Origin of the sequence: Candidatus Phytoplasma luffae, from assembly GCF_018024475.1 — a bacterium.
In the GTDB taxonomy this organism is placed as follows: Bacteria; Bacillota_I; Bacilli_A; order Acholeplasmatales; family Acholeplasmataceae; genus Phytoplasma; species Phytoplasma luffae.
Genome location: NZ_CP054393.1, coordinates 377,836 through 404,043, shown reverse-complemented (window position 1 = coordinate 404,043; position 26,208 = coordinate 377,836). Strand labels below are relative to the sequence as shown.

General features: G+C 22.3%; 35 protein-coding genes and 2 pseudogenes. 19 read left to right on the top strand and 18 right to left on the bottom strand.

Annotated features, from left to right (window positions below; genetic code table 11):
* Positions 1–745: 745 nt before the first annotated feature.
* The 11 genes from LFWB_RS02040 to LFWB_RS03990 form a co-directional block, all read right to left on the bottom strand.
* Positions 746–919, bottom strand: coding sequence for a hypothetical protein (locus LFWB_RS02040; protein ID WP_210954481.1), 174 nt, complete (start codon positions 917–919; stop codon positions 746–748).
* Positions 904–1,539: a hypothetical protein gene (locus LFWB_RS02035; RefSeq protein ID WP_210954480.1), complete on the bottom strand. Its 636-nt coding sequence runs from the start codon at positions 1,537–1,539 to the stop codon at positions 904–906. The genes LFWB_RS02040 and LFWB_RS02035 overlap by 16 nt, the downstream gene beginning before the upstream one ends.
* Before the next feature lie 501 nt (positions 1,540–2,040).
* Complete coding sequence (efp, locus tag LFWB_RS02030) at positions 2,041–2,616, bottom strand: elongation factor P (protein ID WP_210954479.1); 576 nt, start codon at positions 2,614–2,616, stop codon at positions 2,041–2,043.
* The gene (gene miaA / locus LFWB_RS02025) at positions 2,609–3,490 is read right to left on the bottom strand and encodes a tRNA (adenosine(37)-N6)-dimethylallyltransferase MiaA (protein ID WP_210954478.1); all 882 of its coding nucleotides are present in this window, start codon (positions 3,488–3,490) and stop codon (positions 2,609–2,611) included. The genes efp (LFWB_RS02030) and miaA (LFWB_RS02025) overlap by 8 nt, the downstream gene beginning before the upstream one ends.
* A 68-nt stretch (positions 3,491–3,558) precedes the next feature.
* On the bottom strand, positions 3,559–4,332 hold the full coding sequence (locus LFWB_RS02020; protein ID WP_210954477.1) for a TIGR00282 family metallophosphoesterase: 774 nt from the start codon (positions 4,330–4,332) through the stop codon (positions 3,559–3,561).
* 61 nt (positions 4,333–4,393) lie between these two features.
* Positions 4,394–5,614, bottom strand: a complete 1,221-nt coding sequence (gene rny / locus LFWB_RS02015) for a ribonuclease Y (protein WP_281411841.1) — start codon at positions 5,612–5,614, stop codon at positions 4,394–4,396.
* 821 nt (positions 5,615–6,435) lie between these two features.
* Positions 6,436–6,819 (bottom strand): Rnase Y domain-containing protein, encoded by a 384-nt coding sequence (locus LFWB_RS02010; RefSeq protein ID WP_281411828.1) that lies wholly within the window; start codon positions 6,817–6,819, stop codon positions 6,436–6,438.
* Positions 6,820–7,715: 896 nt separating this feature from the next.
* A complete protein-coding gene (locus tag LFWB_RS02005; RefSeq protein ID WP_210954468.1) occupies positions 7,716–7,889 on the bottom strand; it encodes a restriction endonuclease subunit S domain-containing protein in 174 nt (57 codons plus the stop codon).
* On the bottom strand, positions 7,890–8,243 hold the full coding sequence (locus LFWB_RS02000; protein ID WP_210954469.1) for a restriction endonuclease subunit S: 354 nt from the start codon (positions 8,241–8,243) through the stop codon (positions 7,890–7,892).
* Between the two features lie 31 nt (positions 8,244–8,274).
* Entirely contained in the window at positions 8,275–9,054 is a 780-nt protein-coding gene (locus LFWB_RS01995) for an N-6 DNA methylase (protein WP_210954470.1), read from the bottom strand.
* Complete coding sequence (locus LFWB_RS03990; protein ID WP_420887583.1) at positions 9,044–9,295, bottom strand: HsdM family class I SAM-dependent methyltransferase; 252 nt, start codon at positions 9,293–9,295, stop codon at positions 9,044–9,046. The genes LFWB_RS01995 and LFWB_RS03990 overlap by 11 nt, the downstream gene beginning before the upstream one ends.
* A gap of 10 nt (positions 9,296–9,305) precedes the next feature.
* Between LFWB_RS03990 and LFWB_RS01985 the strand changes: the two genes are divergently transcribed.
* Positions 9,306–9,635 (top strand): hypothetical protein, encoded by a 330-nt coding sequence (locus tag LFWB_RS01985; RefSeq protein WP_210954471.1) that lies wholly within the window; start codon positions 9,306–9,308, stop codon positions 9,633–9,635.
* Between the two features lie 55 nt (positions 9,636–9,690).
* Here LFWB_RS01985 and LFWB_RS01980 read toward each other — a convergent pair whose 3' ends face one another.
* Complete coding sequence (locus tag LFWB_RS01980) at positions 9,691–10,083, bottom strand: hypothetical protein (protein ID WP_210954472.1); 393 nt, start codon at positions 10,081–10,083, stop codon at positions 9,691–9,693.
* 169 nt (positions 10,084–10,252) lie between these two features.
* Here LFWB_RS01980 and LFWB_RS01975 point away from each other — a divergent pair, with 169 nt between their 5' ends.
* The gene (locus LFWB_RS01975; RefSeq protein WP_210954473.1) at positions 10,253–10,459 is read left to right on the top strand and encodes a hypothetical protein; all 207 of its coding nucleotides are present in this window, start codon (positions 10,253–10,255) and stop codon (positions 10,457–10,459) included.
* Positions 10,460–10,657: 198 nt separating this feature from the next.
* On the opposite strand, the pseudogene LFWB_RS04010 reads toward LFWB_RS01975, so the two are convergent.
* The 4 genes and pseudogenes from LFWB_RS04010 to LFWB_RS01960 all read right to left on the bottom strand — a co-directional run.
* A pseudogene (locus LFWB_RS04010) lies at positions 10,658–10,795 on the bottom strand (hypothetical protein); the annotation flags it as partial.
* Between the two features lie 13 nt (positions 10,796–10,808).
* Positions 10,809–11,129, bottom strand: a complete 321-nt coding sequence (locus LFWB_RS01970; protein WP_338140393.1) for a DDE-type integrase/transposase/recombinase — start codon at positions 11,127–11,129, stop codon at positions 10,809–10,811.
* A 646-nt stretch (positions 11,130–11,775) separates the two neighbouring features.
* Positions 11,776–11,976 (bottom strand): hypothetical protein, encoded by a 201-nt coding sequence (locus LFWB_RS01965; RefSeq protein WP_210954475.1) that lies wholly within the window; start codon positions 11,974–11,976, stop codon positions 11,776–11,778.
* A gap of 63 nt (positions 11,977–12,039) precedes the next feature.
* Positions 12,040–12,267: a hypothetical protein gene (locus tag LFWB_RS01960; protein ID WP_210954476.1), complete on the bottom strand. Its 228-nt coding sequence runs from the start codon at positions 12,265–12,267 to the stop codon at positions 12,040–12,042.
* A 966-nt stretch (positions 12,268–13,233) separates the two neighbouring features.
* On the opposite strand from LFWB_RS01960, the gene LFWB_RS01955 reads away from it, so the two are divergent.
* From LFWB_RS01955 to LFWB_RS04005, 4 genes and pseudogenes are all read left to right on the top strand, one after another.
* Positions 13,234–13,461 carry a hypothetical protein gene (locus tag LFWB_RS01955; protein ID WP_210954476.1) on the top strand — a complete coding sequence of 76 codons (228 nt, stop codon included), beginning with the start codon at positions 13,234–13,236 and terminating at the stop codon, positions 13,459–13,461.
* A 63-nt stretch (positions 13,462–13,524) separates the two neighbouring features.
* The gene (locus LFWB_RS01950) at positions 13,525–13,725 is read left to right on the top strand and encodes a hypothetical protein (protein WP_210954475.1); all 201 of its coding nucleotides are present in this window, start codon (positions 13,525–13,527) and stop codon (positions 13,723–13,725) included.
* Between the two features lie 646 nt (positions 13,726–14,371).
* Positions 14,372–14,692 carry a DDE-type integrase/transposase/recombinase gene (locus LFWB_RS01945; RefSeq protein ID WP_338140393.1) on the top strand — a complete coding sequence of 107 codons (321 nt, stop codon included), beginning with the start codon at positions 14,372–14,374 and terminating at the stop codon, positions 14,690–14,692.
* Between the two features lie 13 nt (positions 14,693–14,705).
* Positions 14,706–14,843 (top strand): annotated as a pseudogene (locus LFWB_RS04005) (hypothetical protein); the annotation flags it as partial.
* Between the two features lie 198 nt (positions 14,844–15,041).
* Here the strand turns inward: LFWB_RS04005 and LFWB_RS01940 are convergent.
* Positions 15,042–15,248 (bottom strand): hypothetical protein, encoded by a 207-nt coding sequence (locus tag LFWB_RS01940; protein ID WP_210954473.1) that lies wholly within the window; start codon positions 15,246–15,248, stop codon positions 15,042–15,044.
* A 169-nt stretch (positions 15,249–15,417) separates the two neighbouring features.
* On the opposite strand from LFWB_RS01940, the gene LFWB_RS01935 reads away from it, so the two are divergent.
* On the top strand, positions 15,418–15,810 hold the full coding sequence (locus LFWB_RS01935) for a hypothetical protein (RefSeq protein ID WP_210954472.1): 393 nt from the start codon (positions 15,418–15,420) through the stop codon (positions 15,808–15,810).
* Positions 15,811–15,865: 55 nt separating this feature from the next.
* Here the strand turns inward: LFWB_RS01935 and LFWB_RS01930 are convergent, their stop codons facing one another.
* Complete coding sequence (locus LFWB_RS01930) at positions 15,866–16,195, bottom strand: hypothetical protein (RefSeq protein WP_210954471.1); 330 nt, start codon at positions 16,193–16,195, stop codon at positions 15,866–15,868.
* On the opposite strand from LFWB_RS01930, the gene LFWB_RS03985 reads away from it, so the two are divergent.
* From LFWB_RS03985 to LFWB_RS01870, 12 genes are all read left to right on the top strand, one after another.
* Positions 16,149–16,457: an HsdM family class I SAM-dependent methyltransferase gene (locus LFWB_RS03985; RefSeq protein ID WP_210954938.1), complete on the top strand. Its 309-nt coding sequence runs from the start codon at positions 16,149–16,151 to the stop codon at positions 16,455–16,457. The genes LFWB_RS01930 and LFWB_RS03985 overlap by 47 nt on opposite strands.
* Complete coding sequence (locus LFWB_RS01920) at positions 16,447–17,226, top strand: N-6 DNA methylase (RefSeq protein WP_210954470.1); 780 nt, start codon at positions 16,447–16,449, stop codon at positions 17,224–17,226. The genes LFWB_RS03985 and LFWB_RS01920 overlap by 11 nt, the downstream gene beginning before the upstream one ends.
* Before the next feature lie 31 nt (positions 17,227–17,257).
* Positions 17,258–17,611 (top strand): restriction endonuclease subunit S, encoded by a 354-nt coding sequence (locus LFWB_RS01915; protein WP_210954469.1) that lies wholly within the window; start codon positions 17,258–17,260, stop codon positions 17,609–17,611.
* On the top strand, positions 17,612–17,785 hold the full coding sequence (locus tag LFWB_RS01910) for a restriction endonuclease subunit S domain-containing protein (protein WP_210954468.1): 174 nt from the start codon (positions 17,612–17,614) through the stop codon (positions 17,783–17,785). It abuts the gene before it with no gap.
* 896 nt (positions 17,786–18,681) lie between these two features.
* Positions 18,682–19,065, top strand: coding sequence for an Rnase Y domain-containing protein (locus LFWB_RS01905; RefSeq protein ID WP_281411828.1), 384 nt, complete (start codon positions 18,682–18,684; stop codon positions 19,063–19,065).
* Between the two features lie 809 nt (positions 19,066–19,874).
* Entirely contained in the window at positions 19,875–21,107 is a 1,233-nt protein-coding gene (gene rny, locus LFWB_RS01900; RefSeq protein WP_210954937.1) for a ribonuclease Y, read from the top strand.
* 61 nt (positions 21,108–21,168) lie between these two features.
* Complete coding sequence (locus tag LFWB_RS01895) at positions 21,169–21,942, top strand: TIGR00282 family metallophosphoesterase (RefSeq protein WP_210954477.1); 774 nt, start codon at positions 21,169–21,171, stop codon at positions 21,940–21,942.
* Between the two features lie 68 nt (positions 21,943–22,010).
* Positions 22,011–22,892: a tRNA (adenosine(37)-N6)-dimethylallyltransferase MiaA gene (gene miaA, locus LFWB_RS01890; RefSeq protein ID WP_210954905.1), complete on the top strand. Its 882-nt coding sequence runs from the start codon at positions 22,011–22,013 to the stop codon at positions 22,890–22,892.
* Positions 22,885–23,460, top strand: a complete 576-nt coding sequence (efp, locus tag LFWB_RS01885) for an elongation factor P (RefSeq protein WP_210954479.1) — start codon at positions 22,885–22,887, stop codon at positions 23,458–23,460. The genes miaA (LFWB_RS01890) and efp (LFWB_RS01885) overlap by 8 nt, the downstream gene beginning before the upstream one ends.
* A 501-nt stretch (positions 23,461–23,961) precedes the next feature.
* Positions 23,962–24,597, top strand: coding sequence for a hypothetical protein (locus LFWB_RS01880; protein WP_210954480.1), 636 nt, complete (start codon positions 23,962–23,964; stop codon positions 24,595–24,597).
* The gene (locus LFWB_RS01875) at positions 24,582–24,755 is read left to right on the top strand and encodes a hypothetical protein (protein ID WP_210954481.1); all 174 of its coding nucleotides are present in this window, start codon (positions 24,582–24,584) and stop codon (positions 24,753–24,755) included. The genes LFWB_RS01880 and LFWB_RS01875 overlap by 16 nt, the downstream gene beginning before the upstream one ends.
* An 830-nt stretch (positions 24,756–25,585) precedes the next feature.
* On the top strand, positions 25,586–26,206 hold the full coding sequence (locus LFWB_RS01870; RefSeq protein ID WP_210954482.1) for a sigma-70 family RNA polymerase sigma factor: 621 nt from the start codon (positions 25,586–25,588) through the stop codon (positions 26,204–26,206).
* Positions 26,207–26,208 lie beyond the last annotated feature (2 nt).

Genomic DNA, 26,208 nt, shown 5'->3' with positions numbered 1-26,208 from the left:
AGCCTTAAATAAATTTTAAAAAACAAAAAGTGTCTAAAGTTTTGGAACACTTCAATCTCTATAATATTTAGTTTGAATATGTCTTTATAATTAATTTTATCTAAATTTTTTCTAATTTCCTCGGATTTCTTTGAATGTGTTTTTGATTTAATAAATATTGGAACAATTTCTTTACTAATTGTTTTTATATCTGAGTTCGAATTTATTTCATTATTTTTTATTTTGTTATCAAAAATAATATTAATTATTTTTGTTAAAAAATTTTTTTAAATTTCTTCAAAATTTTTCTTTTCTTCAAAATTTTTCTTTTCGTTAATATTTTCGATCTCTTCAATTGTTAAATTTTTTAAAATTTCATGTCTAAAAAAATTTTTTATTCTTTTTACAGTTTTGTTAAAATTCTCGTTTTTTTATCAGGGATTTTTGGTATTTCAGAAAGCCGTACAAAATCAAAAATTTGTTTAATTTCTTTAATATCTGATATTAGTGATTTGTCATACACTAATTTATTTATTTTTTGAAAATATTTTTTATCAAAATTCTTGTTTTTTTTAATATATTCCATTGACAAAAACAAACTATATAATTTTGTATATACAAAATTTGTTTCAATTTTGTCATCTGATTTTTCAAATATTATAGAATATATATTTTCTGATATATTTTTAACTTTTTCATTTAATTCATTTTCATTTATTTGTATGTTTTGTTTTTGATCAGATTCATTATTTAAATTTTTTTCTTGTTATTTTTTTGGACTTAAATTATATTTATGTATATCTTCTATGGTAATCTCTTTGTTAATAAGTTTATCTTCTTGAATTTGAAAAACACAACCAAATAGTTTTTTGAAATTATTATTATTATTATTATTTAATTTTTCAAAAAGTTCTAATTCTTCTTTTAAATTTTCAAACATTTTTTCGTTATTTTTATTTTTTTTAAAGAATCATTTAAATAATCAATGTCCAAGATTGTTTCTAAAATATTTCGCATTTTATTGCAAGAATATTCAATGTCATTTTTTAATAATTTTTGAATTTTTTTAATTTTTGCGTTTATATCGTTTATTTTATTAACTTTTTCATCTTTTTCTAATTTTTCATCTGTTATATCTATTATATTTAGTTCTTTTTCTGTTTCTGTTATTTTGTCTTCGATAGTTTTGAAATCATTAGAATCACTTATTTCATAATGGGATATCATTGGATTCATATGAACTAAGTCACATCTTAAAGAATAAAATTCTTCATAAAATAAAAATAAATTTTTTTTAGTTTTTAATTCAACCTTTTTTAAAAAATCTCTATAATCTCTATAATTTGTTTCGTTATTTGTTTTTTTTAAAATTTTACAACAAAGGTCAGGGATTTTAACAATTTCTGATAAAACTTCATAATAAAGTTTATTATTTATTTTTTGTTTGATTAATTTTATTAAATAAATAATTATGTTTCTTTTTGGATTTAAATCTTTTTCTAAATTAATTTTTATTGTTTTATCGCCTCCATCTATTGTTTTATAAACTATAACTATCATCTTTTCTTTTTTTTTAATGTTTGATTTTGTAATTTTTATTTGTTTGTTATAATCTTTTTGATCATCTTTTTCATTTCATTCTTTTTTTTATTTTGTAAAATTAATTTTAAATATAATTTAACATTTTCTGAAAAATTTTTTGGATAAGTTTGAAATTTAAAACCAATTATTGTTTTTTTGAACTAATATTTATATTATTTTGGATTTCTTTAATTTTTTCATTACTAAAATACCAATAACAGTTTTCAGGATTTTCTGTTAAGTTTTTTATAATTTTTTTTCTCGTTAATTTTAGTTTATTTTTTTTATTAAAATCATCAAAAAAATTGAAAAAAATATCATACATAATTTACGCCAATTTATCCTAAGTAATTTATTTTAATATAAATTACATTCATTATATAATAAAAAAAAATTCATTTACCAATTTTAATAAAAAAAGATCATCTTTTGAAATAAAGATGATCTTTTTATTTTGTTTTTAATATTATCTAATTAATCTTATTTATTAACATCACGAGAAACATACAAACCTGTTTCAGTATTAACAATTATATTTTCGTTTTCTTCAATAAAAATAGGAACTTTGATAACTAAACCAGTTTCTAAAGTAGCGTTTTTGTAAGAAGTTGATTTTCTTGTTGTGTTAGAAGTTGTTAAAGAATCGGTTTCTACCACTTTTAAAGAAATTTTATCATCTAAAGAAATACTTAAAACTTCTTGTTTATCGTCAAAAATAACTTCTACTAACATATTTTCTTTTAAATACTTAATGACGTTATTTAATTTATCTTTTGTTATCTCGAATGATTCAAAAGTATCGGGGTCTAAAAAAACATAATTTTCATTACTAATATAAGAGAATTGTAATTTTAATTTATTAATAACTGCTTTTTCAACTTTTACACCAGCGTTAAAATTATGTTCAATAATATAACCATTTTTTAAATTTTTTAATTTGCTTCGGACAAAAGCGGCACCTTTTCCTGGTTTTACATGTAAAAATTCTATAATTTGATAAATATCGTTATTTAATTTAATAGTTTGGCCTGTTTTAAAATCGTTAGTGTTAATCATTATTTATTTCCTTTTTTAAAAAAATTTTTATCAAAGAAACTATTGTTTCTTTAGCTTGCAGTTCTAATGGGTTAATTATTTTCGCTTCTGACATTTGATTTTTGAACCATGTTTTTTGTTTTTTAGCATATTTCATAGTATGTTGGATAATTAAATTTTTAGCTTCATTTAAATTAATTTTTTTTTCTAAAAAATCTTTTATTTCTTTATAACCTATAATATTAAAATTAGCTTGAGGATGTTGTTTTAAAAGATTTTGTACTTCTTTAATAAAACCTTTTTTTAACATTTTTTCCAATCTTAATGTGATTCTTTCTTTTAAAATATTTCTATCAATATCCAAATAAATAATTAAAATATCAAATAAAGGGGTATTTTTTCCTTTTTTTTCAGATCTTAATTTTGTTTGAAATAATTGTTGATAAGCTCTTATTATACGGTGAGGATTTTTTATATCCAAAATTAAATGAGGATCTTTTTGTTTTATAATTTCTAACATTTCTTCTAAATTTAATTTTTCAATTTTAATTTTTTTCTCTTCTGGTTCTAATTCGTAATTAAAAAGAGCGGCTTTTATATAGAGTCCACTTCCTCCTACTAAAAAAGGTGTTTTAATTTTAGAAATTAATTTTCTAACATCTTTTTGAAAATTATAAATATTATAAGATGATTCTGGATCTATTTTATTTATTAAATGATGTTTTATATTTTCGGCTTCTTGTGGAGTTATTTTGGCCGAACCTATATCAAGTTTTTGATAAATTTGAATAGAATCGGCATTAATAATTTCACCTTGGAATAATTTAGCTAATTCAATAGATAAATTTGTTTTCCCTGAAGCGGTAGGTCCAGTGATAACTATAACTTTTTTCATATTTTTTTTATTTTTTTTCATATTTATTCATATAAATTATAATTTATATTTTTTATATGAATAAAAAATTATTCATTAATAATAATTTTTTTAATATTTTTTTCAGTCCCTAAGTTTAATAAAACTCCGTTCAATTGTCTTTTTCCTTCGGCTACTTTATGTTTTTTTCTTTTTGTATTTAAAAAATTATTAATTATAATTTCTTTATCTTGGCCGATTACCCCTTCATAAGGGCCAGTCATACCTGCATCAGAAATGTAAAGTGTTTTTTTGGGTAAAATTCTATCATCGTTAGTTTGAACATGAGTATGGGTGCCAACAATAGCGTCAATTTTTCCGTCAAAGTAATTAGCTAAAGCTATTTTTTCACTAGTTGCTTGAGCGTGAAAATCTAAAAAAGAATAATCATATTTTTTATGACAAATATTTAAAGTATTTTCTATTTGTTTAAAAGGGCAAAATAAATTTTCGCTTTTTTCCATAAAAATCCTTCCTAAAGCGTTCATGATTAAAATTTTTTGATTTTTATGACGAATTATTTTATAACCACTTCCTTTTAGTTCTTTTTCTTTTAAATTTAAGGGTCTAATAATATTATCTGATTCGATAAAACTATTAATACTTTTGTTTTTAAAAGTATGGTTACCCATTGTTATTAAATCAACACCAGATAGAATTAAATTTTGGTAATTTTCGTAATCTAATCCTTTTCCGTTATCAACATTTTCGGCATTCGCGATAATAATTTCTGTTTGATATTCATTTTTTAAAAAATTAATTTTTTCTATAAAATAATCTACTCCTGATTTGCCATAAATATCTCCTATGAAAAGAATTTTCATTATTTTTAAATCTCTACTTTACTATATTTTAAAATCCGTTTAATTTCTTTAATATAAAAAATTATGAAATATTGACTTCTGCTAGTTCAATAACTCTTAATTCTCTAATTACAGTTATCTGGATAATTCCGTTATAATTTATATTTTTTTTAATTTGTTTTTTAATTTGTTTCGCTATTAAAAAAGTATTCGAATCATCTACTTCATCTGTTTTTACAATGACTCTAATTTCTCTGCCAGAACGAATAGCAAAAGCTTTTTCCACTCCAGGAATATTATCAGCTATTTGTTCTAATTGAGTTATTCTTTCGATATACCTCTCTATAGATTCTTTTCTTGCGCCTGGTCTGGATGAACTGATAGTATCCGCTATAGAAACCAAAACAGCTATCGCTGTTTGAGGTTCTTGATTTTCATGATGAGAAGCTATCGCGTCAATAACTTCGAAAGGTTCTTGATATTTATTAGCTAAATCAATTCCTATTTTAATGTGATCACCTTCTATTTGATGATCTAAAGCTTTACCGATGTCATGCAAAAGACCAGCTCTTCTCGCTATAATTTCATTTTCTCCTATTTCAGCTGCTAATTTACCAGCTAAAAAAGCAACTTCCAAAGAATGTTTTAAAACGTTTTGACCATAACTAGTACGAAAATTTAATTTTCCTAATAATTTAATTAATTCTTCATCTATCATCCCTATTTTAGTTTCAAAAATAGCTTCTTCGCCTTTTACTTGGATGAATTCATCAACTTCTTGAGAATTTTTTTGAAATATTTTTTCTATATTTGCAGGATTTATTCTTCCGTCATTGATTAATTCTTCTAAAGTTTTTTGAGCTATTTCTCTTCTGATAGGGTCAAAACAACTTAGAATAACTATATTCGGGGTGTCATCAATTATTAAATCAACACCAGTTATTATTTCAAAAGTTTTTATATTTTTTCCTTCTTTACCAATTATTTTACCTTTAATTTCGTCTTTTTCTAAAAAAATCGTACTAGTATTATGTTCGTTTACGACTTCTTTGGATAATTTTTCCATGGCAGAAATTAATAAAACTTTAGCTTTGTTTGTTAATTTAAATTTATATTCTTTTTCTTTTTCTTTTTCGTATTCTATTAATTCTTGATAAGAATTTGTTTTGATTTCTTTAAAAATAATATTTTTCGCTTCTTCTTTAGTTAAAGTAGCGATTTTTTCTAATTTATTTTTTTGTTTCAATATTGTTTGTTCTAATTCAGTTTGAAGTGTTTCTAGATATTTTTGATTTTTATTTATTTTAATTAGGATAGAAAAGCCGAGTTTTGGAAAAGAATTTTTATATTCTTATCTTTATTTCGAACTAGCCTCCCACAGAACCCAGCAAGCAAGTTTCCAAGCACTAGGCTCTTTTTAATTGTTTTTTTGAAAAATTTTTAATATTATCTATTTATTTTTTTGTATTCGAAAAAACAATTAATAAATCTCTTTCGCCTTGTAATGGTTATTACCCATTTCCTTGGTAGATTCCTTATTTATTATATTCCAATAATAGTTTCAATTTTCTACGACTACTATAAGATTTTCTTTTCCCTTGGGTTAATCAAATTTGTTGATTTCATTTGATTTTTTAACTTTTTTTCTTAGTAACCTTTAGGGAGATCGAAGTTACTCTATTTATCTACGTGTTATTTTAGGTTCGATTTACATTTCTTATTTCTTAAATAAAAAAATATTATGTTTTGTCAATTCTTTTCAGAAAAGAAAAAAGAAAGATGATTTTTTTATAAAAAAACATCAATGTCTTCTGATTATTCTATTTTAAGAATTTTTTAAGATAATTTATTTCAACGGAAAATATATTGAAATATTAATCAGAACTTTTCGGAATATCAAACAACTTACCGAAAATAGGTTGAAAATTACGACATTTTAATCGATTAGGGAAATTTCATCCTTTTCCTTGATAACTGACCTCGCGTAAGCTTATTAGTTAGTTGTTTCACTTCACTACGCTTTCATGCTTTTGCTGTTGTTAAACCCTTTTTCAAGGTGATTAACCAAGCCACCATTTCTGGTTTTATGTGGTCTTCGGGAATTATCTTATCCCAAGCGATTCGTTAATTCGCCGATAAATAGGTATCTTTCGCGCCCTTTTCCTTTTCATATATCATTTCTTCTTTTACATTTAAATATTCTATTCTTTTGTTGAATAAATTTTCTCTATGAATCATTTTTTCTTCTAGATTAATAATTATTTTTCTTCTTTGATTTAAATCATTTTCCGTTTCTCTTTTTAAAGAAGATATTTTTTTTTTAGCGTCTTCGATAATTTGTGCAGAAATTAATTGAGATTTTAATATTTTTTCTGCCATTTTTTCTTCTATTTTTTGGATTTTATTTTTAATTTTCTTTTTTTGAATCATAAAATAAATCGATATCCCTAAAAAAAGAAAAATAGAACATAAATAAGATAAACCTAGGAGTATATTATTAAATATCATTATTTCTCCCTTATATTTATGTTGTTTTATATTTAAAATTAATTTATATTAAATTTAAATTAAATTTTAAATTAATCAATTTAATTATTTTTTAAAAAATTATTATTATATATTGTTGAATTATATATAATAATAATTCATATTATTTTACATTATTATTATGAAAAATTCTATTTTTATTATTTTTGAAATAGGTTTAAAACAAAAAATATTTCTTTGAAAAAGCTTTTCTTTGAAAAAGCTACTATTAGTTTTAAAAATAAATAAACCAAATCTTATTTAATTTAAGATTTGGTTTATTTAAAATTTTTAATCAACTAAATCTTCATCTTAAATTAAATTTAAAAAAAATATTTTAAAAAAAAAAAAAAATGATTTTTAGTAAAAAAATTAATTAAATATTTAGGTGGGTATAGTTTTAAATAAAATTTTAAAAAAATTAATAAAAAGAACAAAAAAAATAACTCAATCGTTACATACTGAGTTATTACAGGCTTATATTAAAAAAAATAAATAATAAAAAAAGTATATATAGTACAAAAAAAGCATTTTATCGGATTGATTTAATATATAATTCCTCTTGCATCAATTAATAAATTATTTGATTTTCCAATTTCTGCTTCTAATTCTTTAATCCTATTCAAAGCCGTGTCTCTTTCATTTGTTAATGTATTAAAAGGTTCATAAAAATAAATATTTTTTGCTTCTTCAACAACCGAATTGGGATTTTTTCCAAATTCAGCTATCTCTTGTTTAATTTCGTTTGTATATTTATGTTTAGAAATAACACCTCCAACATAAATATAAATCTAGATAAGAAGACCAGTGAAGACAATAACACTAGGGAACCAATTAACATTATATTTTTTATTTCTAAAACTAAATTTCATTAAACATTAATTACCTTTTTTATATTTAAACAACAAATTACTAAAATATTTTTGTTGTTGTTCGCAGTTATATAATATTTTTTTTTGTAATTCGATTCTTTTTTTTAAAATATGTAAAAAAGAACTTATTTTTATTTGTTCTTCAAAGGAAGGGAATGAAATAAGAAAATTATTTAACATTTATTGCTTCAGATGTTCAACACCAGCACCTCGACCCAGTTTTTTAATTTTATTTTCATGTTGTTTTAAAAAAGTAAATAAATAAAAATAATTTATTTTTTCTTGTTTCGGTTTTGTTAATTTAAAAGCAGAGTTAGTAAAATAAAAAGGCCGTTCATAATAACAAATTGAACCACAAGAGCCGGAGCGACTGATGGTGATAGTATCTTCTGGAGTGTTCATTTGATTATAATAATTACAATATTTAAAACCGCCGCCAACTACTGGATAGTTCCCATTAGCAATAAATTGTTTACGTGTCAATCGCTGTCCTCTTTCGACATTTATTAAGCCTTTTACTTCGCTGTTTGCCACTCATCCTTAAAAGGTTTGAATCTTATTTTTATCATTCTAATTCCTCCACCATTAACTCTATTATTTTTTTATATTCATTCATTTTTTCATTGAAAAAATGTTCTTCTTTTTTTAATTGAGAGTAATCGATAACTTCTTCTTCTTCAGATGAATTAATATATTGTTTAAAAAAAGTCATCAAATCATAATCATGTTTAATAATTTCTTCTTGAGAAGCGATATAAGTTTTATTGATAACGTTTTCTCTTTTAAAATACCAATTTAAAATATCATTGATATTATTTTCATTTAAAATATTTTTATTTTTTTTAGATTGAATTATTGATCCACATTCTTGGCTCGCTTCAATGAATAAAATATTTTGATCAGTTCTTTGTTTTTTAAAAACAATAATACAAATGTCAAGATCCATGTTAAAAAATATATTTGTGGGGAGATTAATAATTGTATCAATGTAATTATTTTTAATTATTTGTTGCCGGATGGTTTTTTCGATTCCATCACGGAACAAAACGCCATGCGGCAACGCTACTACACAAATGCCGTCTTTTTTTAAATAATATAACATATGTTGGATGAAAGCTAAATCGGCTCGACTTTTAAGTGTTAAACCATCATAACCTTTAAAGCGTGGATCGTTTTCCGCAACTTTGTCTTCTTTATTATTTAAATGCCATTTTTGACTATACGGTGGGTTCGCAACTATAATATCAAACCCTCCTTCGCTTTTTATAAATTCTAAATGTTGTTTATCTGGATGTGTTAAAACGTTACCACAAGATAAATTAATATTATTATAATCAACATTCATGTAATAACATATTCATGCGTGCGAGATTGTAAGTAGTGCTATTTAACTCTTGTCCATAAATGTTAATGTTTTTCTTAAAGGTGGGGTTTTGCATTTTTAATTCTTTCACAATTTTTAATAATAAAGAGCCACTCCCACATGTAGGATCGTAAATACTTAATTTTTGTTGTTTCTTTTCTATTGTTACAATTTTAGCTATTAAAGAAGCGATAGAGGAAGGTGTAAAAAACTCTCCAGAGATTTTACCAGCAGTGGTTGCGAAAGTAGCGAATAAAAAAGCAGAAACAGCGGGTAAAATATCAGCAAAGGTTTCACAAGACGCATATCAATTTGTAAGTGATGTTGTTTTTAAAATAATAGTTAACTGTGTTAATTTAATATCTATTTTTTTAGATAAATTTTTTAAAGTTTTACAATTAATAATTGTTATAAAACTATATATATTTAAATTGTTTTATCAAATTATAAAACCTTTATTAAAATATCTTCATTTTATGGTTTTATGTTTTTTAACAGTTGTTTTAACACCAATATTAGAAAAGAATAAAAAAATGGTTTTAATAACGGAAGGGAAAAAATAATAATAAATGTCAATTGTGTTTTTTAAAAATAGATATCATTCAATACGGTTTATTATTATTTCTCTTTTGTTATTTTGTTGAATATTGTTGTTTTGTTAAATAATTTAAATATAAAGTTTAAATCTAAAAAAATATTAGATAAATTAGTAGGAACAAAACAAGAGGAACAAGATAACAACAGAAGACCTTCTATTATAAAACCTCCTGATATGGGTCCTAATTTGGAGCCTATTATGTCAGCTGAGTTGATAGCAATAGAATAAGAAAGAAAACGGTTAGAAGCGGAAGCGATAGCATCAGAAGAAGAACAAATAAAAGAAGGTAAAAATTTTAAAGAAGAACGACAAACACAGGAAAGACGGTTAGCAGCACTAGAAGGAGAGAAAAGAGAACGAGAAGCAAGTAAAAAACGGGTAGTAGAAGAGAGCGAAAGAGCTAGAATGCACAATTTTAGGAGAACACAACAGCAACAACAACAAGACTCAAGCAGACTCTCGATGGGACTCTCATACCGGGTTTAGGATTCATTTAAAAATAAAATAAAATATTTAAACAAAATAAATATAAAGGAAGAATAATAATAAAAGAATGTTAAAAATTAATTTTCATTATCTAAAATGGCTACCATTTTATATTTTAATTATTCTTTCTTTTGTTATTTGTTTGAAGAAGATGAAAAAAAATATGAAAAAGATGAAAAAAAATATGAAGAAGAAGAAAAACAATATATAAATAAAATAGTAAAGCAAAAAAAGAGTTTTTTGGTAAAATATGTACATAATTGGCACGAGATTGAACCGAGATTAATTTTAAATGAAACATAATTTTTTTAATATTTTTTAATATTTTTTAAATAAAAAAAATAAAAAACCAACAAGTCCAGCCCTTTTTTAAGAGGGCGTTTTTAATATATTTCATATTTTTAATTAAATATTTTATTATATTTTTTAATATTTAATTAAAAATAATTAATGTTTTTTATACATTAGAATTTAAATAATTATTTTTTTCAAAATAATTATTTAAAAAAGCGTAGCGTTCGGTATTAAATATTTATTGTATTTTATTTCTCTGTGATTATTGTAATAATTAATATAGCGCTTTATAATGAGTTTCGTTTCTTTTTCTGTCAGCTCTTTTATTTTTTCAAATCTAAAAGTTTCTAATTTTAAATTAGATCAAAAAGACTCGATAGGAGAGTTCTGCTATGGAGAGGACTTTCTTAGAATAAGAAACTAACAAACCCATTTTTAAAAGTGTTTTTTTATATTTAAAAGAGGTGTTGATACTTCCTCGGTCGGCATGTAAAATACTATTTAAAATTAAATGAGAGGGCAGTTGTTTTAAAGTGTTGCGAATGAGATTAATATTTTGAACTTTGCTTGTTTTATAAGCAATAATTTTTTTATTATATAAATCTATAATGGCTGATAAATATAATATATTTTTTTTACCATATTTAATATAACTAACGTCAGTGCACATTTTTTTAATGGCTTGTTGGTTTTAAAATTGTCTTTAATTAAATTAGGGAATAAAAGTTTTTTTATTTCCTTTTTATGTTTTTTTGTTATTTTAGGTTTTTTTACTCTTTGAGAAACTAATTTTATTTCTTTTAAATATTTGTTTATGGTCTTTGGGTCTTTTTTAATTTGATATTCTTTTTTTAATAAATGAGTTATTCTTTTCGAACCGATGATTTGAATATTTTTTTCTTTTTTAGGTTTGAGACATTGATAATAATTTTTTTTAATTATGGTTTTTATTTTTTATATTAAGGTCGCTTTGTCTTTTTCTTTTTTTATTTGTCTTTGTATCCTTTTAAAATAATTGTAATAAGTGCTTGATGATAATTTTAATTGTTTGAGTAAATATTTTATATTGTGTTTGTTTTTTAATTGGTTGATGATTTCTATTAAATCTTTTTTATTGTCTTTGTTAAAAGCTGTTTTAAGTATAAAATAATCATCATTAGAAAGAGGAAGGGGGGTTTTCTTTTTATCCTTCCGGGCTTTCTTTTTAATTCTTCTATTGTTTTATAGTGTTAAATAATAAAAAATTAATTTCATATATTCTTATTTTCATTATTTTATTAATATTATTTTTATTTTATATTAGTTAGTTTTTTTTAAGTTTTACCTTAATTCCATATATATACATTTTGATCAAACAATTGTTTATCAAATAATTGTTTTTCGCAATCAGTTATTATTGTTTTAGAATTTCTCAAATCCCTAAAATAAAAATAAATTTCAAACCCTCCTGTTATTTTTTTTAATGTACCTATATATTCAACAGAATCATCACTTCCAATTGTCGCCAAATAATACTGTTCACTCATTTTTAGCTTTTCTAATCTCCAATTATTTATTCTCTTATTGTCAATATCAATTAATAAAATAAATTATCTTCCATTTACTACTTTTCTTTTTGATTTAAAAAATTTTTTTTCTTCAACTTCTTCTTTTTTTTCTGAAAATTGAAAAATTTTTCTTAATTTAATATATCCTGATGCTATTAAAAAAACACATATTAAAACTACAACACCTATACTAGGTAAAATCCATTTGAACCAAATATTCTGTTCATATTTATTCTTTTTATGATAATTTTTATAATAATTATTATACATTATATAGAATATATTCCTTTTCTTTTATTGTTAAAAACTCAATATAACTCAATATGTTTTTTAAATTCATCTTAACTTTAACAAAAAAAAAAAAAAAATGCAATCAATTTATATTGATAATAAAAGAATTTTTTATTTTTTGACAATGACTTTAAATATAATAATATTTATTTATTTTTACTAAATGTAAATATTATTTAAAATGTTTTTTATTGAGTTTTAAGAGTTATTTTTTTAATTATTTAGATGGTTTAGTATTAGTGTATCTGTTTTTGTTTCTTAAAAGTTAATATTTTGATATTTTTATTAGTTTTGGAGTTTTTGTTTTGTTTCAAATTAGCAATTTGTTGCAAAAAGTTACAACTCCTTTTATATATAAAATTATCTATCTTCATCTTTATATTTGTTATTCATTTTTAAATTTAATTTAAAAATGAAATTAAAAAATGTATTCAATATAATTTATTAATATATTTATTTTAACAAAAAAATCCTTTATAATGGGTATTTTTTGGTTTTTTTTAATAAAATAATTACTTCCTATAATGTATATTATGTAAACTAAATATTTTTTCAAATATTTTCTTTTAATTTCAGAAATAATAACAATAAATATATTAATAAAATGAATATTTTAACAAAACAAAAACTCCAAAACTAATAAAAATATCAAAATATTAACTTTTAAGAAACAAAAACAGATACACTAATACTAAACCATCTAAATAATTAAAAAAATAACTCTTAAAACTCAATAAAAAACATTTTAAATAATATTTACATTTAGTAAAAATAAATAAATATTATTATATTTAAAGTCATTGTCAAAAAATAAAAAATTCTTTTATTATCAATATAAATTGATTGCATTTTTTTTTTTTTTTGTTAAAGTTAAGATGAATTTAAAAAACATATTGAGTTATATTGAGTTTTTAACAATAAAAGAAAAGGAATATATTCTATATAATGTATAATAATTATTATAAAAATTATCATAAAAAGAATAAATATGAACAGAATATTTGGTTCAAATGGATTTTACCTAGTATAGGTGTTGTAGTTTTAATATGTGTTTTTTTAATAGCATCAGGATATATTAAATTAAGAAAAATTTTTCAATTTTCAGAAAAAAAAGAAGAAGTTGAAGAAAAAAAATTTTTTAAATCAAAAAGAAAAGTAGTAAATGGAAGATAATTTATTTTATTAATTGATATTGACAATAAGAGAATAAATAATTGGAGATTAGAAAAGCTAAAAATGAGTGAACAGTATTATTTGGCGACAATTGGAAGTGATGATTCTGTTGAATATATAGGTACATTAAAAAAAATAACAGGAGGGTTTGAAATTTATTTTTATTTTAGGGATTTGAGAAATTCTAAAACAATAATAACTGATTGCGAAAAACAATTATTTGATAAACAATTGTTTGATCAAAATGTATATATATGGAATTAAGGTAAAACTTAAAAAAAACTAACTAATATAAAATAAAAATAATATTAATAAAATAATGAAAATAAGAATATATGAAATTAATTTTTTATTATTTAACACTATAAAACAATAGAAGAATTAAAAAGAAAGCCCGGAAGGATAAAAAGAAAACCCCCCTTCCTCTTTCTAATGATGATTATTTTATACTTAAAACAGCTTTTAACAAAGACAATAAAAAAGATTTAATAGAAATCATCAACCAATTAAAAAACAAACACAATATAAAATATTTACTCAAACAATTAAAATTATCATCAAGCACTTATTACAATTATTTTAAAAGGATACAAAGACAAATAAAAAAAGAAAAAGACAAAGCGACCTTAATATAAAAAATAAAAACCATAATTAAAAAAAATTATTATCAATGTCTCAAACCTAAAAAAGAAAAAAATATTCAAATCATCGGTTCGAAAAGAATAACTCATTTATTAAAAAAAGAATATCAAATTAAAAAAGACCCAAAGACCATAAACAAATATTTAAAAGAAATAAAATTAGTTTCTCAAAGAGTAAAAAAACCTAAAATAACAAAAAAACATAAAAAGGAAATAAAAAAACTTTTATTCCCTAATTTAATTAAAGACAATTTTAAAACCAACAAGCCATTAAAAAAATGTGCACTGACGTTAGTTATATTAAATATGGTAAAAAAAATATATTATATTTATCAGCCATTATAGATTTATATAATAAAAAAATTATTGCTTATAAAACAAGCAAAGTTCAAAATATTAATCTCATTCGCAACACTTTAAAACAACTGCCCTCTCATTTAATTTTAAATAGTATTTTACATGCCGACCGAGGAAGTATCAACACCTCTTTTAAATATAAAAAAACACTTTTAAAAATGGGTTTGTTAGTTTCTTATTCTAAGAAAGTCCTCTCCATAGCAGAACTCTCCTATCGAGTCTTTTTGATCTAATTTAAAATTAGAAACTTTTAGATTTGAAAAAATAAAAGAGCTGACAGAAAAAGAAACGAAACTCATTATAAAGCGCTATATTAATTATTACAATAATCACAGAGAAATAAAATACAATAAATATTTAATACCGAACGCTACGCTTTTTTAAATAATTATTTTGAAAAAAATAATTATTTAAATTCTAATGTATAAAAAACATTAATTATTTTTAATTAAATATTAAAAAATATAATAAAATATTTAATTAAAAATATGAAATATATTAAAAACGCCCTCTTAAAAAAGGGCTGGACTTGTTGGTTTTTTATTTTTTTTATTTAAAAAATATTAAAAAATATTAAAAAAATTATGTTTCATTTAAAATTAATCTCGGTTCAATCTCGTGCCAATTATGTACATATTTTACCAAAAAACTCTTTTTTTGCTTTACTATTTTATTTATATATTGTTTTTCTTCTTCTTCATATTTTTTTTCATCTTTTTCATATTTTTTTTCATCTTCTTCAAACAAATAACAAAAGAAAGAATAATTAAAATATAAAATGGTAGCCATTTTAGATAATGAAAATTAATTTTTAACATTCTTTTATTATTATTCTTCCTTTATATTTATTTTGTTTAAATATTTTATTTTATTTTTAAATGAATCCTAAACCCGGTATGAGAGTCCCATCGAGAGTCTGCTTGAGTCTTGTTGTTGTTGCTGTTGTGTTCTCCTAAAATTGTGCATTCTAGCTCTTTCGCTCTCTTCTACTACCCGTTTTTTACTTGCTTCTCGTTCTCTTTTCTCTCCTTCTAGTGCTGCTAACCGTCTTTCCTGTGTTTGTCGTTCTTCTTTAAAATTTTTACCTTCTTTTATTTGTTCTTCTTCTGATGCTATCGCTTCCGCTTCTAACCGTTTTCTTTCTTATTCTATTGCTATCAACTCAGCTGACATAATAGGCTCCAAATTAGGACCCATATCAGGAGGTTTTATAATAGAAGGTCTTCTGTTGTTATCTTGTTCCTCTTGTTTTGTTCCTACTAATTTATCTAATATTTTTTTAGATTTAAACTTTATATTTAAATTATTTAACAAAACAACAATATTCAACAAAATAACAAAAGAGAAATAATAATAAACCGTATTGAATGATATCTATTTTTAAAAAACACAATTGACATTTATTATTATTTTTTCCCTTCCGTTATTAAAACCATTTTTTTATTCTTTTCTAATATTGGTGTTAAAACAACTGTTAAAAAACATAAAACCATAAAATGAAGATATTTTAATAAAGGTTTTATAATTTGATAAAACAATTTAAATATATATAGTTTTATAACAATTATTAATTGTAAAACTTTAAAAAATTTATCTAAAAAAATAGATATTAAATTAACACAGTTAACTATTATTTTAAAAACAACATCACTTACAAATTGATATGCGTCTTGTGAAACCTTTGCTGATATTTTACCCGCTGTTTCTGCTTTTTTATTCGCTACTTTCGCAACCACTGCTGGTAAAATCTCTGGAGAGTTTTTTACACCTTCCTCTATCGCTTCTTTAATAGCTAAAATTGTAACAATAGAAAAGAAACAACAAAAATTAAGTATTTACGATCCTACATGTGGGAGTGGCTCTTTATTATTAAAAATTGTGAAAGAATTAAAAATGCAAAACCCCACCTTTAAGAAAAACATTAACATTTATGGACAAGAGTTAAATAGCACTACTTACAATCTCGCACGCATGAATATGTTATTACATGAATGTTGATTATAATAATATTAATTTATCTTGTGGTAACGTTTTAACACATCCAGATAAACAACATTTAGAATTTATAAAAAGCGAAGGAGGGTTTGATATTATAGTTGCGAACCCACCGTATAGTCAAAAATGGCATTTAAATAATAAAGAAGACAAAGTTGCGGAAAACGATCCACGCTTTAAAGGTTATGATGGTTTAACACTTAAAAGTCGAGCCGATTTAGCTTTCATCCAACATATGTTATATTATTTAAAAAAAGACGGCATTTGTGTAGTAGCGTTGCCGCATGGCGTTTTGTTCCGTGATGGAATCGAAAAAACCATCCGGCAACAAATAATTAAAAATAATTACATTGATACAATTATTAATCTCCCCACAAATATATTTTTTAACATGGATCTTGACATTTGTATTATTGTTTTTAAAAAACAAAGAACTGATCAAAATATTTTATTCATTGAAGCGAGCCAAGAATGTGGATCAATAATTCAATCTAAAAAAAATAAAAATATTTTAAATGAAAATAATATCAATGATATTTTAAATTGGTATTTTAAAAGAGAAAACGTTATCAATAAAACTTATATCGCTTCTCAAGAAGAAATTATTAAACATGATTATGATTTGATGACTTTTTTTAAACAATATATTAATTCATCTGAAGAAGAAGAAGTTATCGATTACTCTCAATTAAAAAAAGAAGAACATTTTTTCAATGAAAAAATGAATGAATATAAAAAAATAATAGAGTTAATGGTGGAGGAATTAGAATGATAAAAATAAGATTCAAACCTTTTAAGGATGAGTGGCAAACAGCGAAGTAAAAGGCTTAATAAATGTCGAAAGAGGACAGCGATTGACACGTAAACAATTTATTGCTAATGGGAACTATCCAGTAGTTGGCGGCGGTTTTAAATATTGTAATTATTATAATCAAATGAACACTCCAGAAGATACTATCACCATCAGTCGCTCCGGCTCTTGTGGTTCAATTTGTTATTATGAACGGCCTTTTTATTTTACTAACTCTGCTTTTAAATTAACAAAACCGAAACAAGAAAAAATAAATTATTTTTATTTATTTACTTTTTTAAAACAACATGAAAATAAAATTAAAAAACTGGGTCGAGGTGCTGGTGTTGAACATCTGAAGCAATAAATGTTAAATAATTTTCTTATTTCATTCCCTTCCTTTGAAGAACAAATAAAAATAAGTTCTTTTTTACATATTTTAAAAAAAAGAATCGAATTACAAAAAAAAATATTATATAACTGCGAACAACAACAAAAATATTTTAGTAATTTGTTGTTTAAATATAAAAAAGGTAATTAATGTTTAATGAAATTTAGTTTTAGAAATAAAAAATATAATGTTAATTGGTTCCCTAGTGTTATTGTCTTCACTGGTCTTCTTATCTAGATTTATATTTATGTTGGAGGTGTTATTTCTAAACATAAATATACAAACGAAATTAAACAAGAGATAGCTGAATTTGGAAAAAATCCCAATTCGGTTGTTGAAGAAGCAAAAAATATTTATTTTTATGAACCTTTTAATACATTAACAAATGAAAGAGACACGGCTTTGAATAGGATTAAAGAATTAGAAGCAGAAATTGGAAAATCAAATAATTTATTAATTGATGCAAGAGGAATTATATATTAAATCAATCCGATAAAATGCTTTTTTTGTACTATATATACTTTTTTTATTATTTATTTTTTTTAATATAAGCCTGTAATAACTCAGTATGTAACGATTGAGTTATTTTTTTTGTTCTTTTTATTAATTTTTTTAAAATTTTATTTAAAACTATACCCACCTAAATATTTAATTAATTTTTTTACTAAAAATCATTTTTTTTTTTTTTTAAAATATTTTTTTTAAATTTAATTTAAGATGAAGATTTAGTTGATTAAAAATTTTAAATAAACCAAATCTTAAATTAAATAAGATTTGGTTTATTTATTTTTAAAACTAATAGTAGCTTTTTCAAAGAAAAGCTTTTTCAAAGAAATATTTTTTGTTTTAAACCTATTTCAAAAATAATAAAAATAGAATTTTTCATAATAATAATGTAAAATAATATGAATTATTATTATATATAATTCAACAATATATAATAATAATTTTTTAAAAAATAATTAAATTGATTAATTTAAAATTTAATTTAAATTTAATATAAATTAATTTTAAATATAAAACAACATAAATATAAGGGAGAAATAATGATATTTAATAATATACTCCTAGGTTTATCTTATTTATGTTCTATTTTTCTTTTTTTAGGGATATCGATTTATTTTATGATTCAAAAAAAGAAAATTAAAAATAAAATCCAAAAAATAGAAGAAAAAATGGCAGAAAAAATATTAAAATCTCAATTAATTTCTGCACAAATTATCGAAGACGCTAAAAAAAAAATATCTTCTTTAAAAAGAGAAACGGAAAATGATTTAAATCAAAGAAGAAAAATAATTATTAATCTAGAAGAAAAAATGATTCATAGAGAAAATTTATTCAACAAAAGAATAGAATATTTAAATGTAAAAGAAGAAATGATATATGAAAAGGAAAAGGGCGCGAAAGATACCTATTTATCGGCGAATTAACGAATCGCTTGGGATAAGATAATTCCCGAAGACCACATAAAACCAGAAATGGTGGCTTGGTTAATCACCTTGAAAAAGGGTTTAACAACAGCAAAAGCATGAAAGCGTAGTGAAGTGAAACAACTAACTAATAAGCTTACGCGAGGTCAGTTATCAAGGAAAAGGATGAAATTTCCCTAATCGATTAAAATGTCGTAATTTTCAACCTATTTTCGGTAAGTTGTTTGATATTCCGAAAAGTTCTGATTAATATTTCAATATATTTTCCGTTGAAATAAATTATCTTAAAAAATTCTTAAAATAGAATAATCAGAAGACATTGATGTTTTTTTATAAAAAAATCATCTTTCTTTTTTCTTTTCTGAAAAGAATTGACAAAACATAATATTTTTTTATTTAAGAAATAAGAAATGTAAATCGAACCTAAAATAACACGTAGATAAATAGAGTAACTTCGATCTCCCTAAAGGTTACTAAGAAAAAAAGTTAAAAAATCAAATGAAATCAACAAATTTGATTAACCCAAGGGAAAAGAAAATCTTATAGTAGTCGTAGAAAATTGAAACTATTATTGGAATATAATAAATAAGGAATCTACCAAGGAAATGGGTAATAACCATTACAAGGCGAAAGAGATTTATTAATTGTTTTTTCGAATACAAAAAAATAAATAGATAATATTAAAAATTTTTCAAAAAAACAATTAAAAAGAGCCTAGTGCTTGGAAACTTGCTTGCTGGGTTCTGTGGGAGGCTAGTTCGAAATAAAGATAAGAATATAAAAATTCTTTTCCAAAACTCGGCTTTTCTATCCTAATTAAAATAAATAAAAATCAAAAATATCTAGAAACACTTCAAACTGAATTAGAACAAACAATATTGAAACAAAAAAATAAATTAGAAAAAATCGCTACTTTAACTAAAGAAGAAGCGAAAAATATTATTTTTAAAGAAATCAAAACAAATTCTTATCAAGAATTAATAGAATACGAAAAAGAAAAAGAAAAAGAATATAAATTTAAATTAACAAACAAAGCTAAAGTTTTATTAATTTCTGCCATGGAAAAATTATCCAAAGAAGTCGTAAACGAACATAATACTAGTACGATTTTTTTAGAAAAAGACGAAATTAAAGGTAAAATAATTGGTAAAGAAGGAAAAAATATAAAAACTTTTGAAATAATAACTGGTGTTGATTTAATAATTGATGACACCCCGAATATAGTTATTCTAAGTTGTTTTGACCCTATCAGAAGAGAAATAGCTCAAAAAACTTTAGAAGAATTAATCAATGACGGAAGAATAAATCCTGCAAATATAGAAAAAATATTTCAAAAAAATTCTCAAGAAGTTGATGAATTCATCCAAGTAAAAGGCGAAGAAGCTATTTTTGAAACTAAAATAGGGATGATAGATGAAGAATTAATTAAATTATTAGGAAAATTAAATTTTCGTACTAGTTATGGTCAAAACGTTTTAAAACATTCTTTGGAAGTTGCTTTTTTAGCTGGTAAATTAGCAGCTGAAATAGGAGAAAATGAAATTATAGCGAGAAGAGCTGGTCTTTTGCATGACATCGGTAAAGCTTTAGATCATCAAATAGAAGGTGATCACATTAAAATAGGAATTGATTTAGCTAATAAATATCAAGAACCTTTCGAAGTTATTGACGCGATAGCTTCTCATCATGAAAATCAAGAACCTCAAACAGCGATAGCTGTTTTGGTTTCTATAGCGGATACTATCAGTTCATCCAGACCAGGCGCAAGAAAAGAATCTATAGAGAGGTATATCGAAAGAATAACTCAATTAGAACAAATAGCTGATAATATTCCTGGAGTGGAAAAAGCTTTTGCTATTCGTTCTGGCAGAGAAATTAGAGTCATTGTAAAAACAGATGAAGTAGATGATTCGAATACTTTTTTAATAGCGAAACAAATTAAAAAACAAATTAAAAAAAATATAAATTATAACGGAATTATCCAGATAACTGTAATTAGAGAATTAAGAGTTATTGAACTAGCAGAAGTCAATATTTCATAATTTTTTATATTAAAGAAATTAAACGGATTTTAAAATATAGTAAAGTAGAGATTTAAAAATAATGAAAATTCTTTTCATAGGAGATATTTATGGCAAATCAGGAGTAGATTATTTTATAGAAAAAATTAATTTTTTAAAAAATGAATATCAAACAGAAATTATTATCGCGAATGCCGAAAATGTTGATAACGGAAAAGGATTAGATTACGAAAATTACCAAAATTTAATTCTATCTGGTGTTGATTTAATAACAATGGGTAACCATACTTTTAAAAACAAAAGTATTAATAGTTTTATCGAATCAGATAATATTATTAGACCCTTAAATTTAAAAGAAAAAGAACTAAAAGGAAGTGGTTATAAAATAATTCGTCATAAAAATCAAAAAATTTTAATCATGAACGCTTTAGGAAGGATTTTTATGGAAAAAAGCGAAAATTTATTTTGCCCTTTTAAACAAATAGAAAATACTTTAAATATTTGTCATAAAAAATATGATTATTCTTTTTTAGATTTTCACGCTCAAGCAACTAGTGAAAAAATAGCTTTAGCTAATTACTTTGACGGAAAAATTGACGCTATTGTTGGCACCCATACTCATGTTCAAACTAACGATGATAGAATTTTACCCAAAAAAACACTTTACATTTCTGATGCAGGTATGACTGGCCCTTATGAAGGGGTAATCGGCCAAGATAAAGAAATTATAATTAATAATTTTTTAAATACAAAAAGAAAAAAACATAAAGTAGCCGAAGGAAAAAGACAATTGAACGGAGTTTTATTAAACTTAGGGACTGAAAAAAATATTAAAAAAATTATTATTAATGAATAATTTTTTATTCATATAAAAAATATAAATTATAATTTATATGAATAAATATGAAAAAAAATAAAAAAAATATGAAAAAAGTTATAGTTATCACTGGACCTACCGCTTCAGGGAAAACAAATTTATCTATTGAATTAGCTAAATTATTCCAAGGTGAAATTATTAATGCCGATTCTATTCAAATTTATCAAAAACTTGATATAGGTTCGGCCAAAATAACTCCACAAGAAGCCGAAAATATAAAACATCATTTAATAAATAAAATAGATCCAGAATCATCTTATAATATTTATAATTTTCAAAAAGATGTTAGAAAATTAATTTCTAAAATTAAAACACCTTTTTTAGTAGGAGGAAGTGGACTCTATATAAAAGCCGCTCTTTTTAATTACGAATTAGAACCAGAAGAGAAAAAAATTAAAATTGAAAAATTAAATTTAGAAGAAATGTTAGAAATTATAAAACAAAAAGATCCTCATTTAATTTTGGATATAAAAAATCCTCACCGTATAATAAGAGCTTATCAACAATTATTTCAAACAAAATTAAGATCTGAAAAAAAAGGAAAAAATACCCCTTTATTTGATATTTTAATTATTTATTTGGATATTGATAGAAATATTTTAAAAGAAAGAATCACATTAAGATTGGAAAAAATGTTAAAAAAAGGTTTTATTAAAGAAGTACAAAATCTTTTAAAACAACATCCTCAAGCTAATTTTAATATTATAGGTTATAAAGAAATAAAAGATTTTTTAGAAAAAAAAATTAATTTAAATGAAGCTAAAAATTTAATTATCCAACATACTATGAAATATGCTAAAAAACAAAAAACATGGTTCAAAAATCAAATGTCAGAAGCGAAAATAATTAACCCATTAGAACCGCAAGCTAAAGAAACAATAGTTTCTTTGATAAAAATTTTTTTAAAAAAGGAAATAAATAATGATTAACACTAACGATTTTAAAACAGGCCAAACTATTAAATTAAATAACGATATTTATCAAATTATAGAATTTTTACATGTAAAACCAGGAAAAGGTGCCGCTTTTGTCCGAAGCAAATTAAAAAATTTAAAAAATGGTTATATTATTGAACATAATTTTAACGCTGGTGTAAAAGTTGAAAAAGCAGTTATTAATAAATTAAAATTACAATTCTCTTATATTAGTAATGAAAATTATGTTTTTTTAGACCCCGATACTTTTGAATCATTCGAGATAACAAAAGATAAATTAAATAACGTCATTAAGTATTTAAAAGAAAATATGTTAGTAGAAGTTATTTTTGACGATAAACAAGAAGTTTTAAGTATTTCTTTAGATGATAAAATTTCTTTAAAAGTGGTAGAAACCGATTCTTTAACAACTTCTAACACAACAAGAAAATCAACTTCTTACAAAAACGCTACTTTAGAAACTGGTTTAGTTATCAAAGTTCCTATTTTTATTGAAGAAAACGAAAATATAATTGTTAATACTGAAACAGGTTTGTATGTTTCTCGTGATGTTAATAAATAAGATTAATTAGATAATATTAAAAACAAAATAAAAAGATCATCTTTATTTCAAAAGATGATCTTTTTTTATTAAAATTGGTAAATGAATTTTTTTTTATTATATAATGAATGTAATTTATATTAAAATAAATTACTTAGGATAAATTGGCGTAAATTATGTATGATATTTTTTTCAATTTTTTTGATGATTTTAATAAAAAAAATAAACTAAAATTAACGAGAAAAAAAATTATAAAAAACTTAACAGAAAATCCTGAAAACTGTTATTGGTATTTTAGTAATGAAAAAATTAAAGAAATCCAAAATAATATAAATATTAGTTCAAAAAAACAATAATTGGTTTTAAATTTCAAACTTATCCAAAAAATTTTTCAGAAAATGTTAAATTATATTTAAAATTAATTTTACAAAATAAAAAAAAGAATGAAATGAAAAAGATGATCAAAAAGATTATAACAAACAAATAAAAATTACAAAATCAAACATTAAAAAAAAAGAAAAGATGATAGTTATAGTTTATAAAACAATAGATGGAGGCGATAAAACAATAAAAATTAATTTAGAAAAAGATTTAAATCCAAAAAGAAACATAATTATTTATTTAATAAAATTAATCAAACAAAAAATAAATAATAAACTTTATTATGAAGTTTTATCAGAAATTGTTAAAATCCCTGACCTTTGTTGTAAAATTTTAAAAAAAACAAATAACGAAACAAATTATAGAGATTATAGAGATTTTTTAAAAAAGGTTGAATTAAAAACTAAAAAAAATTTATTTTTATTTTATGAAGAATTTTATTCTTTAAGATGTGACTTAGTTCATATGAATCCAATGATATCCCATTATGAAATAAGTGATTCTAATGATTTCAAAACTATCGAAGACAAAATAACAGAAACAGAAAAAGAACTAAATATAATAGATATAACAGATGAAAAATTAGAAAAAGATGAAAAAGTTAATAAAATAAACGATATAAACGCAAAAATTAAAAAAATTCAAAAATTATTAAAAAATGACATTGAATATTCTTGCAATAAAATGCGAAATATTTTAGAAACAATCTTGGACATTGATTATTTAAATGATTCTTTAAAAAAAATAAAAATAACGAAAAAATGTTTGAAAATTTAAAAGAAGAATTAGAACTTTTTGAAAAATTAAATAATAATAATAATAATAATTTCAAAAAACTATTTGGTTGTGTTTTTCAAATTCAAGAAGATAAACTTATTAACAAAGAGATTACCATAGAAGATATACATAAATATAATTTAAGTCCAAAAAAATAACAAGAAAAAAATTTAAATAATGAATCTGATCAAAAACAAAACATACAAATAAATGAAAATGAATTAAATGAAAAAGTTAAAAATATATCAGAAAATATATATTCTATAATATTTGAAAAATCAGATGACAAAATTGAAACAAATTTTGTATATACAAAATTATATAGTTTGTTTTTGTCAATGGAATATATTAAAAAAAACAAGAATTTTGATAAAAAATATTTTCAAAAAATAAATAAATTAGTGTATGACAAATCACTAATATCAGATATTAAAGAAATTAAACAAATTTTTGATTTTGTACGGCTTTCTGAAATACCAAAAATCCCTGATAAAAAAACGAGAATTTTAACAAAACTGTAAAAAGAATAAAAAATTTTTTTAGACATGAAATTTTAAAAAATTTAACAATTGAAGAGATCGAAAATATTAACGAAAAGAAAAATTTTGAAGAAAAGAAAAATTTTGAAGAAATTTAAAAAAATTTTTTAACAAAAATAATTAATATTATTTTTGATAACAAAATAAAAAATAATGAAATAAATTCGAACTCAGATATAAAAACAATTAGTAAAGAAATTGTTCCAATATTTATTAAATCAAAAACACATTCAAAGAAATCCGAGGAAATTAGAAAAAATTTAGATAAAATTAATTATAAAGACATATTCAAACTAAATATTATAGAGATTGAAGTGTTCCAAAACTTTAGACACTTTTTGTTTTTTAAAATTTATTTAAGGCTAACTATTAAGTTAGTCTTTTTTTATTCTCTAAGAATAAAATTAATTTTCATATCTTTTCTAAAAACGTTTTTAGAAAGGGATTAAATGTTAAGAAAAAAATTATTTAAAGATTTTTTAAAAAATAAAAAGAATTTAGAAATAAGAGATCAATTAATTGATCTTCATTTGCCATTAATAAATAAAATTGTTGGTAAATTTAAATATTATCCTAAATTGCTCCAAAAACAAGATTTATATCAAGAAGGAGTTTTAGGATTAACGAAAGCCCTAAGTAATTACCAAGATTTAGGTTATGACTTTATCGCCTATGCAAAACCAACAATTAAATCTGAAATCAATGAACTAATAAGAAAAAGTTATTCTCCTTCAATCCCACAAAAATCTACTAAACCAAACAATATTAGTTTTCAAGAAGAAAAATATCAACCTTATAAAATCAGCAACCCCAATCCTCATCAATTATGGTTAAAACAAACAAATCACGAATGTTTGTTAAAAAAACTAAAAAAGAAATTAAGTAAAACAGGATTTAATATTATTTGTTTAAGTTTTGGTATCACTTTAGACAACATCAACGAAACTTATCAACGACCTCATACCAACCAAGAGATCGCGCTAAAAATAAATTTAAAACTTCAAACAATAATCAACATCAAAAAAATAGCTATTCTAAAATTAAAACCTAAAAAACCAATGGAGAAATAAAA

What these genes read in the sequence shown, in the direction of transcription:
- LFWB_RS01920 (WP_210954470.1), top strand. Translation starts at nt 16,447, where the DNA reads ATGAATGTTGATTATAATAATATTAATTTATCTTGTGGTAACGTTTTA.
- LFWB_RS01955 (WP_210954476.1), top strand. Translation starts at nt 13,234, where the DNA reads ATGTATAATAATTATTATAAAAATTATCATAAAAAGAATAAATATGAA.
- LFWB_RS01910 (WP_210954468.1), top strand. Translation starts at nt 17,612, where the DNA reads ATGTTAAATAATTTTCTTATTTCATTCCCTTCCTTTGAAGAACAAATA.
- LFWB_RS01950 (WP_210954475.1), top strand. Translation starts at nt 13,525, where the DNA reads ATGAGTGAACAGTATTATTTGGCGACAATTGGAAGTGATGATTCTGTT.
- LFWB_RS01975 (WP_210954473.1), top strand. Translation starts at nt 10,253, where the DNA reads ATGGCTACCATTTTATATTTTAATTATTCTTTCTTTTGTTATTTGTTT.
- LFWB_RS01895 (WP_210954477.1), top strand. Translation starts at nt 21,169, where the DNA reads ATGAAAATTCTTTTCATAGGAGATATTTATGGCAAATCAGGAGTAGAT.
- LFWB_RS01960 (WP_210954476.1), bottom strand. Translation starts at nt 12,267, where the DNA reads ATGTATAATAATTATTATAAAAATTATCATAAAAAGAATAAATATGAA.
- LFWB_RS01940 (WP_210954473.1), bottom strand. Translation starts at nt 15,248, where the DNA reads ATGGCTACCATTTTATATTTTAATTATTCTTTCTTTTGTTATTTGTTT.
- LFWB_RS01875 (WP_210954481.1), top strand. Translation starts at nt 24,582, where the DNA reads ATGTTTGAAAATTTAAAAGAAGAATTAGAACTTTTTGAAAAATTAAAT.
- LFWB_RS01995 (WP_210954470.1), bottom strand. Translation starts at nt 9,054, where the DNA reads ATGAATGTTGATTATAATAATATTAATTTATCTTGTGGTAACGTTTTA.
- LFWB_RS02040 (WP_210954481.1), bottom strand. Translation starts at nt 919, where the DNA reads ATGTTTGAAAATTTAAAAGAAGAATTAGAACTTTTTGAAAAATTAAAT.
- miaA (WP_210954478.1), bottom strand. Translation starts at nt 3,490, where the DNA reads ATGAAAAAAGTTATAGTTATCACTGGACCTACCGCTTCAGGGAAAACA.
- efp (WP_210954479.1), bottom strand. Translation starts at nt 2,616, where the DNA reads ATGATTAACACTAACGATTTTAAAACAGGCCAAACTATTAAATTAAAT.
- LFWB_RS02005 (WP_210954468.1), bottom strand. Translation starts at nt 7,889, where the DNA reads ATGTTAAATAATTTTCTTATTTCATTCCCTTCCTTTGAAGAACAAATA.
- LFWB_RS02010 (WP_281411828.1), bottom strand. Translation starts at nt 6,819, where the DNA reads ATGATATTTAATAATATACTCCTAGGTTTATCTTATTTATGTTCTATT.
- LFWB_RS01870 (WP_210954482.1), top strand. Translation starts at nt 25,586, where the DNA reads ATGTTAAGAAAAAAATTATTTAAAGATTTTTTAAAAAATAAAAAGAAT.
- LFWB_RS01880 (WP_210954480.1), top strand. Translation starts at nt 23,962, where the DNA reads ATGATAGTTATAGTTTATAAAACAATAGATGGAGGCGATAAAACAATA.
- LFWB_RS01965 (WP_210954475.1), bottom strand. Translation starts at nt 11,976, where the DNA reads ATGAGTGAACAGTATTATTTGGCGACAATTGGAAGTGATGATTCTGTT.
- efp (WP_210954479.1), top strand. Translation starts at nt 22,885, where the DNA reads ATGATTAACACTAACGATTTTAAAACAGGCCAAACTATTAAATTAAAT.
- LFWB_RS01905 (WP_281411828.1), top strand. Translation starts at nt 18,682, where the DNA reads ATGATATTTAATAATATACTCCTAGGTTTATCTTATTTATGTTCTATT.
- miaA (WP_210954905.1), top strand. Translation starts at nt 22,011, where the DNA reads ATGAAAAAAGTTATAGTTATCACTGGACCTACCGCTTCAGGGAAAACA.
- LFWB_RS02035 (WP_210954480.1), bottom strand. Translation starts at nt 1,539, where the DNA reads ATGATAGTTATAGTTTATAAAACAATAGATGGAGGCGATAAAACAATA.
- LFWB_RS02020 (WP_210954477.1), bottom strand. Translation starts at nt 4,332, where the DNA reads ATGAAAATTCTTTTCATAGGAGATATTTATGGCAAATCAGGAGTAGAT.